6 protein-coding genes and 1 riboswitch are annotated in these 17,678 nt (G+C 69.4%); all 6 genes read right to left on the reverse strand.

All coding sequences use genetic code 11. The features are described 5' to 3' along the window. Window positions 1-44: 44 nt before the first annotated feature. Window positions 45-3,140, reverse strand: a complete 3,096-nt coding sequence (locus BM290_RS15635; protein WP_093614502.1) for a Calx-beta domain-containing protein — start codon at window positions 3,138-3,140, stop codon at window positions 45-47. Between the two features lie 14 nt (window positions 3,141-3,154). After that, window positions 3,155-3,233: riboswitch (cyclic di-GMP riboswitch) on the reverse strand. 219 nt (window positions 3,234-3,452) lie between these two features. Further along, on the reverse strand, window positions 3,453-14,201 hold the full coding sequence (locus BM290_RS15640; RefSeq protein ID WP_093614504.1) for a Calx-beta domain-containing protein: 10,749 nt from the start codon (window positions 14,199-14,201) through the stop codon (window positions 3,453-3,455). 113 nt (window positions 14,202-14,314) lie between these two features. Continuing rightward, window positions 14,315-14,932: a response regulator gene (locus tag BM290_RS15645; RefSeq protein WP_093614506.1), complete on the reverse strand. Its 618-nt coding sequence runs from the start codon at window positions 14,930-14,932 to the stop codon at window positions 14,315-14,317. Beyond that, the gene (locus tag BM290_RS15650; protein WP_239143566.1) at window positions 14,929-16,062 is read right to left on the reverse strand and encodes a sensor histidine kinase; all 1,134 of its coding nucleotides are present in this window, start codon (window positions 16,060-16,062) and stop codon (window positions 14,929-14,931) included. Before BM290_RS15650 ends, BM290_RS15645 begins: the two co-directional genes overlap by 4 nt. After that, window positions 16,059-16,844 carry an ABC transporter permease gene (locus tag BM290_RS15655; RefSeq protein ID WP_093614508.1) on the reverse strand — a complete coding sequence of 262 codons (786 nt, stop codon included), beginning with the start codon at window positions 16,842-16,844 and terminating at the stop codon, window positions 16,059-16,061. Before BM290_RS15655 ends, BM290_RS15650 begins: the two co-directional genes overlap by 4 nt. Beyond that, window positions 16,841-17,677 carry an ABC transporter ATP-binding protein gene (locus BM290_RS15660; protein ID WP_093614510.1) on the reverse strand — a complete coding sequence of 279 codons (837 nt, stop codon included), beginning with the start codon at window positions 17,675-17,677 and terminating at the stop codon, window positions 16,841-16,843. Before BM290_RS15660 ends, BM290_RS15655 begins: the two co-directional genes overlap by 4 nt. Window position 17,678: the final 1 nt, after the last annotated feature.

Genomic DNA, 17,678 nt, shown 5'->3' on the forward strand with positions numbered 1-17,678 from the left:
AACGGGGGCGGCCGGATGGCCGCCCCCGTCTCGTCTGTCACGTCTTACTTGATGGTGATCTTCTTCTGGGCCGACCAGCCGCTGTTGATGCCGAGCGAGCTGTCACCGCTCACCTGGACCCGCAGCGTCAGCTTGGTCTTCGACTTGAAGCTGTAGGACTTCTTGAACGCTCCGGCCGAGTTGGTGGTGCCCTTGCTGCCGACGTTCACCCACTTGCCACCGGTGTAGCGCTGCACCGTGACGGTCTGTCCGGCCGCCTTCGGGTTGCCCGCCACCGAGACGTTCAGCTTGCCCTTGGTGGAGCTCGCCGAGAACGACGGGTTCTGGGTCACCTTGACGGTCACCGGCTCGGAGACCATGTCGGTGGCCTGGGCCGCGAACACCCAGCCCTGGCTCAGCGACCGCGACGGGAACTTGAACCAGCCCTCGTCGTCGGACTTCACCTCGGCCAGCCACTTGCCCTTGGCCGGGTCGGTCTCCGGCAGCATCGCGCCCCACAGCTCGACCGTGGCGTTCGGTGCGGCCTTGCCGCTGATCGTCGCGCCGCCCACACCCTTGGCCGGGCCGGTGACGCTGAGCGACGGCTTGACCGGATCGGTCTTGTCGTCGGACTTGATGGTGACTTCACCGGTGCTCTTGATCACCGAGGCGCCGACCGGCGAGATCGGGGAGCCGAAGCGGACCTCGAAGGTCTCCTCGTCCTCGGCCCACTTGTCGTTGATGATCTTGACGTTGATCTTCGGGGTGTCGCCCGGCTTGATCTCCAGGACACCCTCGGTCTTGACGTAGTCCTCGCCGGCCTTGGCCGTGCCGTCGACCGTCTTGTACGGGATCTTGATGGTCTGGGTGGTCGAGGTCGCCTCGCCGTTCGGTGTCACGTCGACGTCGACGTCCACCGACTGCTCCCACTCACCGATCGACTCGTCCTGCAGCGACGCGGCCGGCGGCAGGTCCGACGGGTCGTCGGTGATCCGGAACGTGCCCGTCGACTTGGCGAAGCCGACCAGGGTGGTGCCCTTCTCGGTCGCCGTCACCGTGAACGTCTCGGTGGGCTCGTCGATGTCGTCCGGCAGCAGGTAGAGCGAACCCAGGTTGGCGGTGCTCCGGTCGGCGACCACCACGGTGCCTGACTTGCCGGTCGGCACCGTGTAGTCGACGATCGCCGGCGTGGTCTCGAAGTCGACACCCGGCGTGGCCGGGACCGCCTCGATCATTCCCGCCGCATCCGCGGTCGCCGAGCCGCTGGCCGCGGTGGTGAAGGAGATGGTGTACGGATCCTGCGCGATACCGGTGATGGTGCCGCCGATCCGGACCAGGCCGCCCTCCGGCGCGGCGACCTCGCTGAAGGCGAAGGTCGGTGCCGCGTCGTCGTTGGCGATGGTCACCAGCGACGTCTGGGTGGTACCGGGAGCGGCGCCCGCGGCGACCCGCACCGGGTCCGCCGAGCCGCGGCTGGCCGCGACGGTCAGCGTCTCGTTCTTCTCGAAGACCGTGTCGCCGTTGACGACGATCTCGACGTATCCGACGGTCTCGCCGGCCTTGATCGTGACCGTGCCCGTGGTGGGCGGGTCGTAGTCGTTACGGCCGGCCGTGTCCCCCTCGTTGACGCCGTCCGGGTCGGCCGAGACCGGGCTGACGACGACGTCCAGGGTGGTGTCGATGTCCAGCGGGGCGCTGAGCGTGACCGGGACCTTGGCCACGGTGGTGCCGGTGTTGCCCTCCTGCACCTCGACGTTGCCGGTCGCGAAGGTGACCGGGCCGGTGTCGTCGTCGGTGATCGTGAAGGCGAACGGGTTCGCGATGCTGGACGCGGTGACGGAGCCGTTCGGGCTGGTCAGTTTGACCCCGAAGGTCTCGTCGTTGGGCTCGAAGATGGTGTCGGCCAGGATCGTCACCGGGATGGTGGCGGTCGTCTGTCCCGGCGCGATGGTGATGCTGCCGCTCGCGCCCTTGTAGTCCTTGCCGTTGTTGGCCGGGTAGTCGCCGGTCGCGACGAACTCGTAGTTGAGCCGGACCGGGATCGTGGACTGGCCGCTCAGCTTGACGTTGATCGTCTTCGCCGTCTCGCCGGTGTTGCCCTCGAGCGACGACCGGACCGGCTCGTCGTCCCAGTTCTCCAGGGCGAGGTAGGAGAGGCCGACGCTCGGGGCGGTCTCGTCGTCGACGATGTTGCCGGTGCCGGTGACGGGCGTGCCGAGGGTCGCGTTGGTGGGGTTGGCGATGGTGGCGGTGAGCTTCTCCGGGCTCGCCTCGACGACCGCGTCGGGTTTCACATCCACCACGGCGACGGCCGAGACCGCGTACTTGGGGATGGTGACGACCGACTTGGTCTGGGTGATGTAGTCGACGCCGGTGGTCGCCATGAGGCCGCCGGTGGCGCCGTAGGTGTCCCCGGAGGTGACGCCGTTCGCGGTGCTCAGCTCGACGGTGACGGCCTTCTCCGAGCGGCCGCTGAGGGTCAGCGGGAAGACCAGGTCGTTGGCGTCGTCGGATTCCTCTGTGGTGCCCTCGGTCGCGTCACCCGCGTCACCGATCGACACGGTCGGGGTGGCGTCGTCGTCCGAGATGTAGACCCTGGTCGAGCCGGCCGCGGTGGTCAGCGGCGACAGCACCGGCGAGGTCTCGTCCACCTTGACCACGAAGTTCTGGGTGGCGTCCTCGTCTAGCTTGTCGTCATAGAGCTCGATGTCCAGCGAGCCGCTCTGCTCGCCCGCCGGGATGACGACGGCGGCGCCGTCCGCCGGTGGCCAGGTGAAGTCCCGGTTGACGTTGCTGCTCGCGGCGCCGATCGCCGTGCCTCCGGCACCTTCGGTGGTGTCGATCGTCAGTGTGACGGTCGTCTCCTCTTCGGCGGGCGCCGAGAGGTTCACGTAGATGGTCGCCTTCTTCTGGACGGTCTGCGCCGGCGTGAGGCCGGAAGCGGGAGTGACCGTGGCCGTCTCGACGATCGGCGTCGACGAGGTGGTGATCGAGTACTTCGGAGCGACGAACGCCGCGGCGGGCGACGCCACGAGGACGACGGGTGCGAGGCCGATGACGCCGGCGACGGCGGCCGACAAGACCGTACGCACCGAATTGTGGCCGCGCAGGGCGAGCGGCACGGAACCGCCCGACCCCGTACGGCGGGTGTGATAGTGCATGTCTTTCTGTCTCCTTCGGCGGCTGGGCAACCTCCAGCGGGGAGGCCCCTGGCTTTGCGTCCCCGCCTCGCGACGGGTTTGCCTGTTCGGGTACCGCACCTAAGGGGCGGTGGGGGCGGTGGTGAAACCGGCCCTCAGCAGCGCAGACACCGGGCTTTCGAGATCCAGTGTGAGGCCGAGCCATCCGTAATCTAACCGGCGTATCGCACCGTTATCGGCGGAACGCGTTTTTCGGTATAAAAACCTTCACATCATGTCTAAACGGCGGAGGGCGGCCCGGGTAGGCCGCCCTCCACTGTCGACAGCTGTCGATCACTTCACCTTGACCTGTTTCGCCGGTGACGTGCCGGCCAGGATGCCCAGCGACGGCGAGGCCGCGATGACCGCGCGGAACGACTGGTTCCCGGGGCGCAGGCCCTTCTCGGTGGTGGTGTACTTGCCGCTCTTGTTGAGCTCGCCGGTCGCGACCGTCTCCCACTTGCGGCCCACCAGGTGCTGCACCTTGACGTCCTGCCCGCCGCGGGCCGGGTCGCCGGTCACCGTCGCCACCACGGTCCCGCGGGCGTTCGAGGTGAGCGTGATCGTCGGCTCCTGGCGGACCTGGACGGTACGGATCGGCGAGGTCATGTTGTCGGCCTTGACCTGCAGCCGGTAGCCACCGTTGAGGTTCGGGTTGAACGAGAACTTGCCGTCCTTGTCGGCCGTCGTGGTGAGGACCACCCTGAACTCGCCACCGGACGTGCCGGGCGCGGTGAGCAGCTGCACCGTGGAACCGGCGCTGGCCACACCCGCGATGGTGACCCGTCCGCTGCCGGTGACGGTGCCCGGCACGGAGAGCGTCGGCGCCTTCGCCTTGTCGTCGTCGTCGATCGTGACGATGCCCTTCGGCTTGCCGATCGTCACGTCCGTGGGCCTGGCCCCGCTCAGGTAGACGCTGAAGGTCTGGTCGGTCTCCTTCTGGTCGTCCTTGAGCAGCGGGACCGAGACGGTGGCGCTGCCCGCCGGCGGGGTGAGGGTGACAGTGCCGGACGACATGGTGAAGTCCTCGCCGGCCTTGGCGCTGCCGGCGATCGTGCGCCACGGGACGGTGATCGTGCGCTCGGTGCCGGTGGTGTCGCCGCTGAACTCCAGCGACACCTCCAGGCTGACCGAGCTGGCGCTCTCCGGGGTGTCCTCGTCGCTGATCGTCACCGTCGGCGCGACGTCGTCCGGGTCGTCGGTGACCTTGAGGACCGTGCCGGTCGCTCCGAGGGCCGCCGGGCCGCTCTCGTTCAGGTTCACCGACAGGGTCTCGGTGTCCTCGTCCACGGTGTCGTCGGAGAACTGGATCGTGCCGAGCTCGACCGTCGATCCGCTCGCGGTTCCGCCGGGCACCACGGCGTCGTCACCGGAGAAGTCGAACTCGTTCTCCTCGATCGGGTCGCCGCCACCACCACCCGGGGTGACGGTCGGGGCCGCGATGGTGAGGTCCCGCTGGGCCACACCGGTGACGGTCGCCGAGACGGTGACCCGCTCGCCCTCGGCGGCGGTGTCGGCCTGCACGGCCACGGCCGGCCTGGCGTCGTCGTCGGTGATCGTCAGCGTCACCTGCCGGGCCGCGCCGGTCGCATCCGTCTCGCCGCCGGCCAGGGCGATCGTGAGCTCGGCGGTCTCGTCACCCTCGTACACCTGGTCCGGGTGCAGCGGCACGGTGACCTGGCCGGACCGGGCGCCCTTCGGGATGGTCAGCGAGGTGGCCGGCAGGTCGTAGTCGTCGCCGCCGGGACCGGTGACCGCGTCGGTGGCCGTGCCGTCCTTGGCGGCGACGGTGAGGTCCACGTCCGCGGGCGCGGCGGCGCTCAGCGAGACGGTGACGGTGGCGGTGGCGGCCGTCTCGGCGACGGTCACGTCCGCGGCCGAGAACGCCGGAGCGGTCCCCGGAGTGGTCGGCGTCGGGGTGCCCGGGTTCGTCGGCGTGACCGGCGCCGACCCGCCGTCGTTGTCGACGATCACGACGGTCCCGGTGTCGGTGGTGATCGTGGCGTCCGAGGGCGTGACCGCTGTCGCCCGCACACGGAACGTCTCGTCCGATTCGCCCTCGCCGTCGTCGACGATCGGCACCCGGATCACGCCGCTCGTCGCCCCGGCCGCGATGATCAGCGGGTTCGTGCTGGTCGGCGTGCCCCGGTCACTGGGAGACGTGGTGCCCGCCAGGACCTGGTAGGTGACCGACACCGGCCGCTCCGACGAAGTGGCCGCGTTGTCGCCGCCGAAGGAGAGCGTCACCGGCACCTCGGCCGGGCCGGTCCCCTCGGTCACCGAGAGGGAGCCGAGCGCCACCGACGGCGCCTTGTCCATCGGGTCGTCGGTGATCCGGTAGAAGGCGGAGACGTCCGGCGTGGTCACCGTCGAGTTGTGGGCGGTCACCTTGACCGTCTCGACGGGCTCGTCGATCGTGTCGGCGAGCAGCGGGATCGAGCCGAAGTCGACGGCGGTGTTCGCCGCGGTGCCGGCCGGGACGGTGGCCGTGGTCAGGTTGTTCGCCCAGTCGGTGGACTCCGCGGCGTCGTTGCCGGAGGTGGCGTCGCCGGCCGCGGTGAGCGTGTAGGACATGGCCTGCTCGGCGACCCCGGACGGGCGGGCCACCACCGACACCGGAGCACCCTCGGCACCCTCGACACCGGTCACGGCGATCGTCGGCACCGGGTCGTTGTCGGTGATCGTCAGCGTTCCGTCGGCGGGGCCACCGATCGCCTCCGTCTCGTTCGTGGCGAGCGTCACCCGTACCGTCGCGGTCTCCTGGCCCTCGTAAGCCGGGTCGTCGGTGACCGGAACACTGAACGTCTTGGTGGTCTGCCCTTTGAGGATGGTCAGCGGGCTGCTCGGGGCCGTGTAGTCGTCCTTGCCCGCGCCGGACCCGCCGTCGGTGGTGGTGCCGTCGACGATCGCCACGTCCAGGGTGACGTCGTCGGCGGCCGGAGAGCCCAGGGTCACGGTGTACGAGGCGCTCTGCCCCTCCGTGACGGTGCGGCTCGGCGTGATCGTGAACGTCGGCTTGGTGTCCGTGTCGGCGATCTCGACGACGGTGTCCGCACTGGTGATCGTGCTGCCGCTGCTCGGGTTGGAGAGCCGGACGGTGAACTGCTCGGTCAGCTCGTACACGTCGTCGCCGATCAGCGGGACGGTGATGACCTTCGGCGTGTTCCACGGGCTGAACGTCAGCGTGTCGTCCAGCGGCGAGTAGTCGGCGCTCGCCTTCGCCGTGCCCTCCACGGTCTCGAAGTCGACGGTGATGGTCTTCTCGGTCGAGGTCGCCGTGTTGCCCGGGATGCCGGTGAAGTCGAGGGCGACCGGGACGAGCGCGGTGCCCGCGTTCTCGTTCACCGCGGCCGGCGTGGTGGGGACGATGTTCGGCGACTTGTTGTCCGCGGCGTCGAGGATGGCGTACGTGGACGACACGTCCCCGGTCGCCGCGGTGGCGTTGTGGGCCGTGACGCCGATGGTCTCGGTGTTCTCGTCCACGAGGTCGGCCGCGATCGGGATCGACCGGAGCGTGATCGGGACGCCCGCCGGGGAGCCGCCCGGCACCGTCGCCGTCGCGGAGCTGTCGGTGAAGTCGCCCGCCTCGGCGGGGTCGGTCCCGGCGCCGGCCAGCGTGAGCGAGTAGGTCATGTCCCGTTCGGCGATGCCGGCCGGGGTGGCGATCACGTCGATCGAGGCGTTCTCGGCGCCGTCGGTGACGGTGTTCAGGGTGATCGCCGGGACGGTGTCGCCGTCGGCGATGGACAGGGTGGCGTGCTCGCCGCCGTCCGTCTCGGTGCCGGCCTTGACGTCGGTCTCCCCGGTGGCCGGGATGACGATCATGGTGGCTGTCTCGGTGCCCTCGTAGACGTCGTCGTTGTTCAGCGCGATGTCGAGGGTTGCCGTGGTGGCGTTCTTCAGCACAGTCACCGTCGGGTGCGCCAGGTCGTAGTCGTCGTCGCCGACGGCGCTGTTGTCCGGCTCGGTGGCCGTGACGTCGTCGGCGGTCACGTCGAAGGTGATGTCCGAGACCGCCGGGCTGTCCAGCTCGACGGTGAGCTGAGCCGTCTCGCCCTCGGCCACCGACGTCGTGGTCACCGCGTAGCCCGGCTTGTTGACGGCGTCGTCGTCCTGGATCGCGAGGACCGTCTGCGCCGTGGTGAGGTTGGCGTCGCCGGTCGGGCCGGTGAAGTCGAGCGTGAAGCTCTCGGCGGCCTCGTAGACGGTGTCCGGCGTGATCGTGACGTCCACGGTCCTGCTGGGATTCGCGTTGGTGAAGGTCAGCGTGCCGTACTCGGTCTCGTAGTCGCCCGGCTGTGTCGCCGTGCCGTCGGCGGTGGCGTACTGCACGGTGACCGGCTTCTCGGTCGAGTCCGCGTCGTTGCCGGAGAGGCCCGACCAGTTCATCTCGACCGGCACGGTGATCGAACCGCCGGACTCGACGACCGCGGACGGGGTGGTGGCGACGATGTTCGGCGGCTGGTCGGCCGGGTCGTCGCCGATCTGGTAAGTGGTCGTCACATCGGCCGCCGACGACACCGTCGTGTTGTCGAGCGTCACCCCGATCCGTTCGGTGTACTCGTCCGCCTTGTCGGCCGCGAGGGTGATCGTGCCGAAGGTCACCGTGCTGCCGGCGGTCGTCCCGGCCGGGATCGTCACCGTCGTCATCGCCGTGCTCCAGTCGCCGCTCTCGGCGGGATCGGAACTGCCCGCGCTGCTGCCGGCCACGGTGACGGCGAAGTTCATGTCGTCCTCGACCGAACGGTTGGTGACCGCGGAGACCGTGATGGTGCCGCCCTCGCTGAGCTGCGGGTCGCTGAACGTCAGCGTCGGCACCGCGTCGTCGTCGGTGATCGTCAGGGTGCCCGCGGCCGGGGTGGCCGCCACATTGGTCTCGCCACCGGACGGCTGCACGGTCACGGTGGCGGTCTCGTCGCCCTCGTACACCGCATCGCTGTTGATCGGAACGGTGACCGTGGCGGTGGTCTGGTTCTTCGCGATCGTGAACGGCGTCGTCGGCTGGTCGTAGTCATTGCTGCCGGCGCCGGACCCGGTGTCCTGAGCGGTGCCGCCGGCCACCGCCACCGCGAGGCTGATATTGGCCACCGCCGGGGACGACAGCGTCACCGTGAAATCAGCGGTCCCGGCGCTCTCGTTGACCGACACCGTCGGCGTGATCGACAGGGTCGGCTTGTTGCCGGTGTCGTCATCGGCGATCACCACAGCGGTCTCGGCGTTACTGATCGCCGCGCCGCCGGTGGCGCCGGTCAGGTTGACCTTGAACTGCTCGGACGCCTCGAAGGTGTTGTCGTTGACGATCGTCAGGGCCGCGGTCTCCTGCGTGTCGCCGGGCGCGAAGGTCAGCGTGCCCGAGGCGCTCAGATAGTCGCCGGGCTGGGTGGCCGTGTCGTCGGCGGTCGCGTAGTTGACCGAGATCGTCTTCTCGGTGGCGTTCGCGGTGTTCCCGGCGATCCCGGACCAGCTCAGATCGACCGGGAAGCTGACCGTCCCGGCCTGCTCCCCCACGTTCGTCGGGTCGGTGGTGACGATGTTCGGCGTCTTGTCGTTCACATCGTCGGTGATCGTGTAATACGTGGTCACGTCCGCCGCCGACGACACCGTCGTGTTGTCGAACGTCACGCCGATCTGCTCGGTGTTCTCGTCGATCGTGTCGTCGTCGAGAGCGATCGTCCCGAACGTGACCGTCGCTCCGGCCGCGGTGCCCGCCGGGATCTGACCCGTCGTCAGCGACGTCGTCAGGTCGTCGGCGCCGTTCGTGCCGTCCGCGGGGTCCTTGCTGTTCGCGGAACTGCCGGCCACGGCGACCGCGAAGTTCATGTCGTCCTCGACGGCGCGGTCGGTCGTCGCGATCACCGAGATCGTGCCGCCCTCGCTGAGCTGCGGGTCGCTGAACGTCAGCGTCGGCACGGCGTCGTCGTCGGTGATCGTCAGGGTGCCCGCGGCCGGGGTGGCCGCCACATTGGTCTCGCCCCCGGACGGCTGCACGGTCACGGTGGCGGTCTCGTCGCCCTCGTACACCGCATCGCTGTTGATCGGAACGGTGACCGTCGCGGTGGTCTGGTTCTTCGCGATCGTGAACGGCGTCGTCGGCTGGTCGTAGTCGTTGCTGCCGGCGCCGGACCCGGTGTCCTGAGCGGTGCCGCCGGCCACCGCCACCGCGAGGCTGACGTTCGCGACCGCCGGAGTGGACAGCGTCACCGTGAAATCAGCGGTCCCGGCGCTCTCGTTGACCGACACCGTCGGCGTGATCGACAGGGTGGGCTTGTTGGCGGTGTCGTCGTCGATGATCACCACGGCCGTTTCGGCGTTGCTGATCGCGGCGCCGCCGATCGAGTTCGACAGGTTCACCTTGAACTGCTCGGACGCCTCGAACGCACTGTCGTTCGTGATCCCCAGCGACACCGTCTTCGACGTCTGACCCGGAGTGAAGGTCAGCGTGCCCAGGGCTGCCGTGTAATCGCCGGGCTGCGTCGCGGTGTCGTCGGCGGTCGCGTAATCCACCGAGATCGTCTTCTCGGTCGCGTTGGCGGTGTTCCCGGCGATCCCGGACCAGCTCAGGTCGACCGGGAACAACAGCGGACCGGCTTCTTCGCCGACATTGGTGGGGTTGGTGGTGACGATGTTCGGCGTCTTGTCGTTCACATCGTCGGTGATCGTGTAATACGTCGTCACGTCAGGAGCCGACGACACCGTCGTGTTGTCGAACGTCACCGCTATCTGCTCGGTGTTCTCGTCGATCGTGTCATCGTCCAGAGCGATCGACCCGAACGTGACTGTCCCCGCCGCGGTACCCGCCGGGATCTGACCCGTCGTCAGCGACGTCGTCAGGTCGTCGGCGCCCCCGGTGCCGTCCGCCGGATCCTTGCTGTTCGCGGAACTGCCGGTCACCGCGACGTTGAAATTCATCGCGTCCTCGACAGCCCGGTTCGTCGTCGCGATCACCGAGATCGTGCCGCCCTCGCTGAGCTGCGGGTCGCTGAACGTCAGCGTCGGCACCGCGTCGTCATCGGTGATGGTCACCCAGGCGGTGTCCGTGCCCGGCGCCACGTTGACCTCGTCGTCGGGATCGATCGTCACCTGGAACCGTTCGTCGCCCTCGTAGACGTCGTCCGCGGTGATCGGAATGTCGATTGTCCCGACGGCGGAGTCCTTCGGGATCGTCACCGTGGCCGACAGCGGCGGGTCGTAGTCGTTGCTGCCGACCCCGGTGGTCGCCTCGACCGCTGAGTCGGGTGTCAGGAGGACGTCCAGCGTGACCGCCGCGACCGCCGGCTCGGTGAGATCCACGGCGATGTGGGCGGTGCCGCTCTCGGCAACCGCGACATCGTCGACGGTGGCGGCCGGTCGGGCTGCCTGGTCGTCGTCGGTGATCGTGACGGCTGTCTCCGGAGACAGGGTGCCGCTGCCCGCCGTGACATCGGACAGCGTCACCTTGAACTGTTCGTCCGCCTCGAAGACCGCGTCGTCGTTGATCGTGACGTCGAAATCGTCGGTGGTCGTGCCGGCGGGGAACGACAGCTGGCCCGTGGCCGCGTCGTAGTCGTCGGTCTCCACCGCGGTGTCCGGCGCCGTGGCGAAGTTCGCGGTGATGGGCAGATCGGTCGAGGCGGCATTGTTCCCGGCCAGACCGTCCCAGGTCAGCTCGAACGGGACGTTCACCGAGGCGCCGTTCTCGGCGACGGTCAAGGGGGTGTCGGGGTCCACGACCCGGATCCGTGGTGTCATGTCGTTCGGGTCGTCGGTGATCCGATAGAACGCCGACACCGGAGAAGGCCCCGTGGGGGATGTATTGGTAGCGGTGACCTTGATGGTCTCGGTGTACTCGTCGATGGTGTCGTTGACGAAGGTGACCGTCTGGAGGGTCACCGGCGCTCCGGCCGCTGTGCCACCCGGAATGGTCTCGGAGAGCGCGCCCTCGGCGAAGTCCTGGGCCTCCGCCGCGTTGTTGCCACCCGTCGCATCACCGGCCAGGGAGACGTTGTAAGTCAGGGGAACCTCGGTCGCGATGCTCGGTGTGCCCTGGATCTGCACTGCCGAGCCGCCCTCCGCCGCGGTCGTGGCGTTGAGGGTGATCGTCGGCACCGCATCACCGTCGGTGATCGTCAGCGTCCGGCTCTCCGTGCCCGCCTCGATGTTGGTCGCGCCGGCGGCCGGTTCGATGGTGAGATCGACGGTCTCATCGCCTTCGTAGACGTCGTCCGGCTTGACCGCGAATTCGATGAGCGCCGTGGTCTGGTCCTTGAGGACGGTCACGGTGCTGCTGGTGGGCAGGTCGTAGTCGTCGCCGCCCACGGATCCCGCGGCAGCGGTGGCGCTGCCGTCGGCGACGGTCACGTCGAAGTCGGTGTTGGCGGATGCCGGCTCGCTCAGCTCGATCTCGAAGGTCGCCGTCCCGGTCTCGGCCATCGAATGGTCCGCGGTGACGGAGAAGGTCGGTTTGGGGTCGGGCTCGTCCTGGATGGTCACCGTCGTGACGGCGGAATCGACGGTGGCGTCGCTGGTCAGCGTGACGGTGAAGTCCTCGTCGTCCTCGAAGGCGGTGTCGTTGATGATCGGGACGGTGATGTCCTGCGTGAGCGACGCGGCATTCCCGGTGTCCGGGGCGACGAAGCTCAGCGGCGGCGTGGACGTCGCCGTGTAGTCGAGGCCGGCGACGGCGGTGGCGTCGGCGGTCGCGTAGTCGACCGTGATCGTCTTGTCGGTGGACGTGGCCGTCTGACCGGCGACGGCGAAATCCAATTCGACCGGGACGGTCAGGTTGCCGCCACCGACGTCCTCCGCCACCGTGAGCGTTCCCGGGCCGACCACCTTGGGCGGGAGGTCGGTGGCCTGGTCGGTGATGGCGATGGTCTTGGTCCTGGGCGTCAGGCCGGTGGGAGTCAGAGTGACGGTGAAGTCGTCGTCGTCGTCATCGACGTCGTCGGCTTCGACGGCGACCGAACCGAGGACGAGGTTCGTCTGACCCGGATCGATGTCGTCCGGGGCGATAAGGTTGGCGGGGTCGAAGTCGTCGATGCCCGCGGCGCCGTCGGAGGTCCCGGCGCCGGCCGAGACCGTGAAGGGGATCGGCGCCTCGGCGGAGCCGGTGACGGTGGCGGTGATCGGCACCGTCGCGGTGCCCTCGGCGACGGCTGCCGGCGCGTTCAGGGTGACGACCGGAAGGGCGTCGTCGTTGCGGAGGACCAGCGTGGCATTGCGGGCGCCGGCAGCGACGTCCGTCTCGCCGCCGGCCCGGTCGACGCTGAACGCCGCGGTCTCGTCGGCCTCGTAGACGTCGTCGCCGTGGACCGTCACCGGGATGTCGACAGTGGTGCTTCCGGCCGGGATCGTCACCGTCGCCGGGAAGTCGTAGTCGTTCTTGCCGGGGTCGGTTCCGCCCTCGGTCGTGCCGCCGCTGTCGTCGTTGGTGATCGCCAGGGTGATCGGCTGGTTGCTGGCGTTGCTGATGCCGGCCACGAAGGTCGCCGTGTTGTCCGCGTTGTCCTCGGGCCTGGCGATGCTGGTGGTGAGGGTGGACAGGGTGGGCAGGCTGTCGTCGTCCTGGATGGTGAAGGTGGACGGGCCGAGGCCGCCGGTCACGCCGCCGCCCGGGTTGGTGAGGGTGATGGTGAAGGTTTCGCCGCCGTTCTCGTGGACGGTGTCGGCGTGGATCGGCACGGCGATCCGTTTCGTCGTCTCGCCCGCGGCGAAGGTCAGCGTGTCCGAGGCCGCCGTGAAGTCGGCCGGCGACGACGCGGTGCCCGCCGCCACCGCGTAGCCGATCTGGACGGAGCTGGTGGCCGCGTTGGCGAGCGTGATGTCGAAGTGCTGGACGTGCTCGCTCTCGTCCAGGGTCTCCACCGGGGTGACCGAGACGACCGAGTCGACGATGGCGCCGGTGCCGGTGGCCGTGCCGAGGGTCGCGTTGGCGGCGTCGCTCAGCGTGACCGTCACCGAGTCCGTCTCGGGGTCCGCGTCGCTGACCGTCGGGACCTGCACGGTCGCTGTGGTGGCGCCCGGCGCGATGGTGACCACCTCGTCGACCAGGGCGGTGTAGTCAGCGGGGGCGGTGGCCGTACCGCTGCTGGTGTTGGCCTTGGCGGTGACCGACAGGTTGGACGGCTTGTCGAGGGTGACCGGGTAGCGGAGGGTGTCGCCCTCACGGACCGAAGGCGCGTTGCCGATGGAGATCACCGACGGGGCGTCGTCGTCGGTGATGGTCACGTCGGCGGTCAGCTCCGACGCGGTGAGGCTGGGGGTCGCGTTGGTGGCGGTGGTTCCGGTGCCGGTGGTGTCGAGCTTGAACTTCTCGCTGGCGCCCTCGTCGCGGTCGTCGGGGAGGAGGGTGACGGGAACGGTGGCGGTCGCCTGCCCCACGGTGAAGTCGAGCATGCCGTTCTTGGCCGTGTAGTCCTCGCCGGCGGTGGCGGTGTCGTCGACCGTCCGGTACGGGATCGACACGGGCTTGGCGGAGAAGGCGGACAGCGTGGCGGTGACCGTGGCGGTGGTCGCCGACTCGTTGACGGTGACCGGGTCGACCTTGTAGGTGGGCGGGTCGTCGTTGTCCAGCATCGTGCCCCACGCCTCGGTGATCGTGGAGCCGTTGGAGGCGAAGAGCCGCATCGCGAACCGCTCGTCGTACTCGTCGTTGGGGTCGGTGATGCCGGTGAAGGTGACCCGTTTGATGACGTCGCGGGTGCTCTCCGCGAAGGTCAGCGTCTTGACGGCGGGCTCTTTGTAGTCGACGCCGGGGGTGGCAGCGTGGAAGTCGGCGTCCGGCGCGCCCACCGAGTCGAAGGTGACGGTCGCCGAGCCCATGCCGGTGGTCGGGCCGATCCGGCGTACCTCGAAGGTGAAGATGCCGTCCTCGGCGTCCTCGATGTCCGCTTCGACGATGATCTCGCCGGCCACCGCGTGCGCCGGGGTGGCCGGGATCATCACGGTGATCGGGGTGATCGCGGCCGCGACGACGAACGAGACGGCGGCGCGGAACCGGGCCGGGGCCCACAGCCGGAACGGCACCGTGGCCGGCTGCATCCGATGGGATCGTCGTGCGCGCATGTCGTCTCCTCGGGCCGGGCGCGCGCGGGCTGAGCTGCGTAGACAGGGACGCGCCGTCCGTAATCTAGCTGCCCGATTCAGGCCTTATGAGACGAATTCTGATTAACGATGTTTCAGATGATCCCGTGACGCATGGCGGTGGTGACGGCGGCCGTACGGTCGGCGACGTCGAGCTTGTTGAAGACGCGCAGCAGGTGCGTCTTGACCGTCGCCTCGCTGATGAACAGCTCCTTGCCGATGTCGGCGTTGGTGAGGCCGCGAGCGACCAGCCGGAGCACCTCAGTCTCTCGCGCGGAGAGGCCCGGCGGGGCCGGACTGCGCATCTGGCGCACGATGGTCGTCGCCACGCTCGGCGCCAGCACCGTCTCGCCGCGGGCGGCGGCCCGGACCGCGTCGGCCAGCTCCTGCGGTGAGGCGTCCTTCAGCAGGTATCCGGAGGCGCCGGCCTCGATGGCGCGCAGGATGTCCCGGTCGGACTCGTAGGTGGTCAGCACCATCACCCGGACACCGGGGGCGGCCGCCAGGATCCGGCCGGTGGCCTCGACGCCGTCGCCACCCGGCATCCGCAGGTCCATCAGCACGATGTCGGGGGTGAGCGCGAGCGCCTGGTCGAGGCCCTCGGCCCCGGAGGACGCCTCACCGACGACGGTCAGGTCCGGCTCGAGGTCGAGCATCCCCCGAAGCCCCATCCGCACCACGGGGTGGTCGTCTACCAGGAGGATACGGATCACGTGGGGATCTCCAGTTCGATGGTGGTTCCGGTGTCGGGGTCGCTGCGGACGGTCAGGGCGCCGTCGACCTGGGACGCCCGGGTACGCATGCCGGAGAGCCCGAACCCCTCGGCGGCGCCGGGCGGGAAGCCGCTGCCGTCGTCCCGGACCACCAGCCGCACCGAGGCGGGCGCGTAGGCCAGCAGCAGCGCCACCTCCCGCGCACCGGCGTGCCGGCGGGCGTTCGTGAGGGCCTCCTGCGCGGCTCGTAGCAGCACCACCTCCACGCGGGTGGGCAGGGTGTACTCCGAGCCGGTGATGCGCACCGAGCACGGCACGCCCGCCTCTTGCGTGAATCGGGTGGCACTACGGCGTACCGCCTCGGGAAGTGAAGCGGAGGCCAACGCCACCGGTGAGAGGGCCGCGACCAGTGCCCGGGATTCGGCGAGATTCTCCCGTGCGGTACGCACGGCGAGCGCCAGCCGCTCGTCGCGCAGGCCCGGATCGGCCGCCTGGACCAGGGTGATGATGCTGGTGAAGCCCTGGGCGAGGGTGTCGTGGATCTCGCCGGCCAGGCGGGTCCGCTCGGCGGCGACACCGGCCTCGTGGGAGAGCCGGGCCACCTCGGCGCGGCTCGCCTCCAGCTCGGTGATGAGCGTGGCCCGCTGCTCGCTCTCCTTGACGGTCCGCAGGATCCAGAGGCCCATGCAGAGGCCGGCGCCGGTGGAGATGGCGGCGATCACCAGGTCCATCCCGACGCCGCCGGGCTCGTAGTGGTACTCCACCGCGACCGGGATCAGGTTGGCCGCCACCACCAGGGCGATCGCGAGCCGGACCGCGACCATCTGGAAGATCACCGGGATGACCGCGAACAACAGCCAGGTGGCGAGCGGGACGGCCCACACCGCGACACCGAAGAGGACCAGCTGTGCCAGGAGGGTCAGCAGGGCCGCGGTGTTCTCCGCCCCGCGGGCGATCAGCGGCCGGCCGGCGAGCAGGTGCAGCAGGAGCATCGCGCCGATGGCGGCGAGCGCGACCGCTCGCCGCCAGGGCTCGAAACCGTCCACGATCGCCACCGCCACCGCGACGGCGATCATGGTCACTCCGAAGAAGATCTCCCACAACCAGTAGGAGGACTGCGACTCGCTCACTTGTCGCGACCGCTCCATCGGAACGTCACCAGGCACAGCACCAATCCGATCACACACCACACTCCGAGCACCACGGCCACCGTGCCGAGGTTCCACGCGCCACCGATCTCGGTCACTTTCGCCTCGTCGGGCAGGAAGACGTAGCGGAAACCCTGCGCCATCCAGCGGACCGGGAAGATCGACGCGACGTTCTGCAGCCACTCCGGCAGCTGGGTCATCGGGTGGATGAAGACGCCGGAGACGAACTGCAGCGCCACCACCGGCACGTTCAGGATGGCGCCTGCGTTGCGGGCGTTCTTGACCAGGCCGCTGACCGCGATGCCGAGCAGCGAGCAGGCCACCGTCGACAGCAGGAAGATCCAGGCGAACGTCACCCAGTGGCCGGCCGGCGGCAGGGGCATGTCGAAGACCACGACGCCCATCAGGATCAGGAAGGTCGCCTCGGCCACGCTCAGGGCGAAAACCAGAAGACCCTTGCCGATGAGGTACGCCGTAGCCGGCATCGGTGTGCCGCGGAGTCGCTTGAGCGTCCCGTCCTCACGATCCATCGCGAGTCCGGATCCCATCGTCACGAAAGCCGTGTTCAGTACGCCGTAGGCGATCATGCTGGCCGTGAAGATCCGGCTGACCGCCACGCCGCCGTCGGTCGACTCGCTGCCGAAGATGGTGCCGAAGAGCAGCAGGAGCAGGGCCGGGAAGAAGAACGTGAAGATCACCGCGGTCCGGTCCCGCAGGAACTGGAGCAGCTCGACGTGGCCGCGGCTCAGGCTCATGGCGATCATCGGGTGGCTCCGATCAGGTTCAGGTAGGTGTCCTCGAGGGTCGGGCGGGTGATCGTCAGGGTGCTCAGGTCGGCGCCCGACGCGACCAGGTGACGGATCAGGTCGCTCGGGTCGGCGACCTGCTCGACCCGGACGGCGCCGTTCTCGGTCCAGCTGACCCGGGCCTCGGCGGCGCCGCGCCCGCCCAGGGTGGTCGGGGTGCCCTCGGCGACGATCCGGCCGGCCGAGACGACGGCGAGCCGGTCGGCGAGCGCCTCCGCCTCGTCCAGGTAGTGGGTGGTCAGCACGATCGTGGTGCCGTCGGCGGCGAGCGTGCGGATCAGGTCCCAGAACTGGCGGCGCGCCTCCGGGTCGAAGCCGGTGGTCGGCTCGTCGAGGAAGAGCAGCTCGGGGCGGCCGACGATGCCGAGGGCCACGTCGACGCGGCGGCGCTGTCCGCCGGAGAGCGTACGGATCTTGCTGTTCCGTTTGGCGCTGAGCCCGACCAGCTCGATCACCTCGTCGGCGGTGCGCGGCTCCGGGTAGAACCCGCCGATGTGCCTGACCATCTCGCGCACGGTCAGGTCGGCCGCGTCGTCGGCGTCCTGCAGCACGATGCCGATCCGGGTGCGCCACGCCGAGCCGGCCGTCCCCGGGTCCTCGCCGAGGACCCGCACGTCGCCGGCGGTCCGGCGGCGGTGCCCCTCGAGGATCTCGACGGTGGTGGTCTTGCCCGCGCCGTTCGGGCCGAGCAGGGAGAAGATCTCGCCGCGGGCGACGACGAGATCGATGCCCGCGACCGCGTCCTGCCCGCCGTATGTCTTACGAAGTCCGGTTACCTCGATGGCTTCCATG

This window comes from Actinoplanes philippinensis, from assembly GCF_900113015.1.
Classification (GTDB): domain Bacteria; phylum Actinomycetota; class Actinomycetes; order Mycobacteriales; family Micromonosporaceae; genus Actinoplanes; species Actinoplanes philippinensis.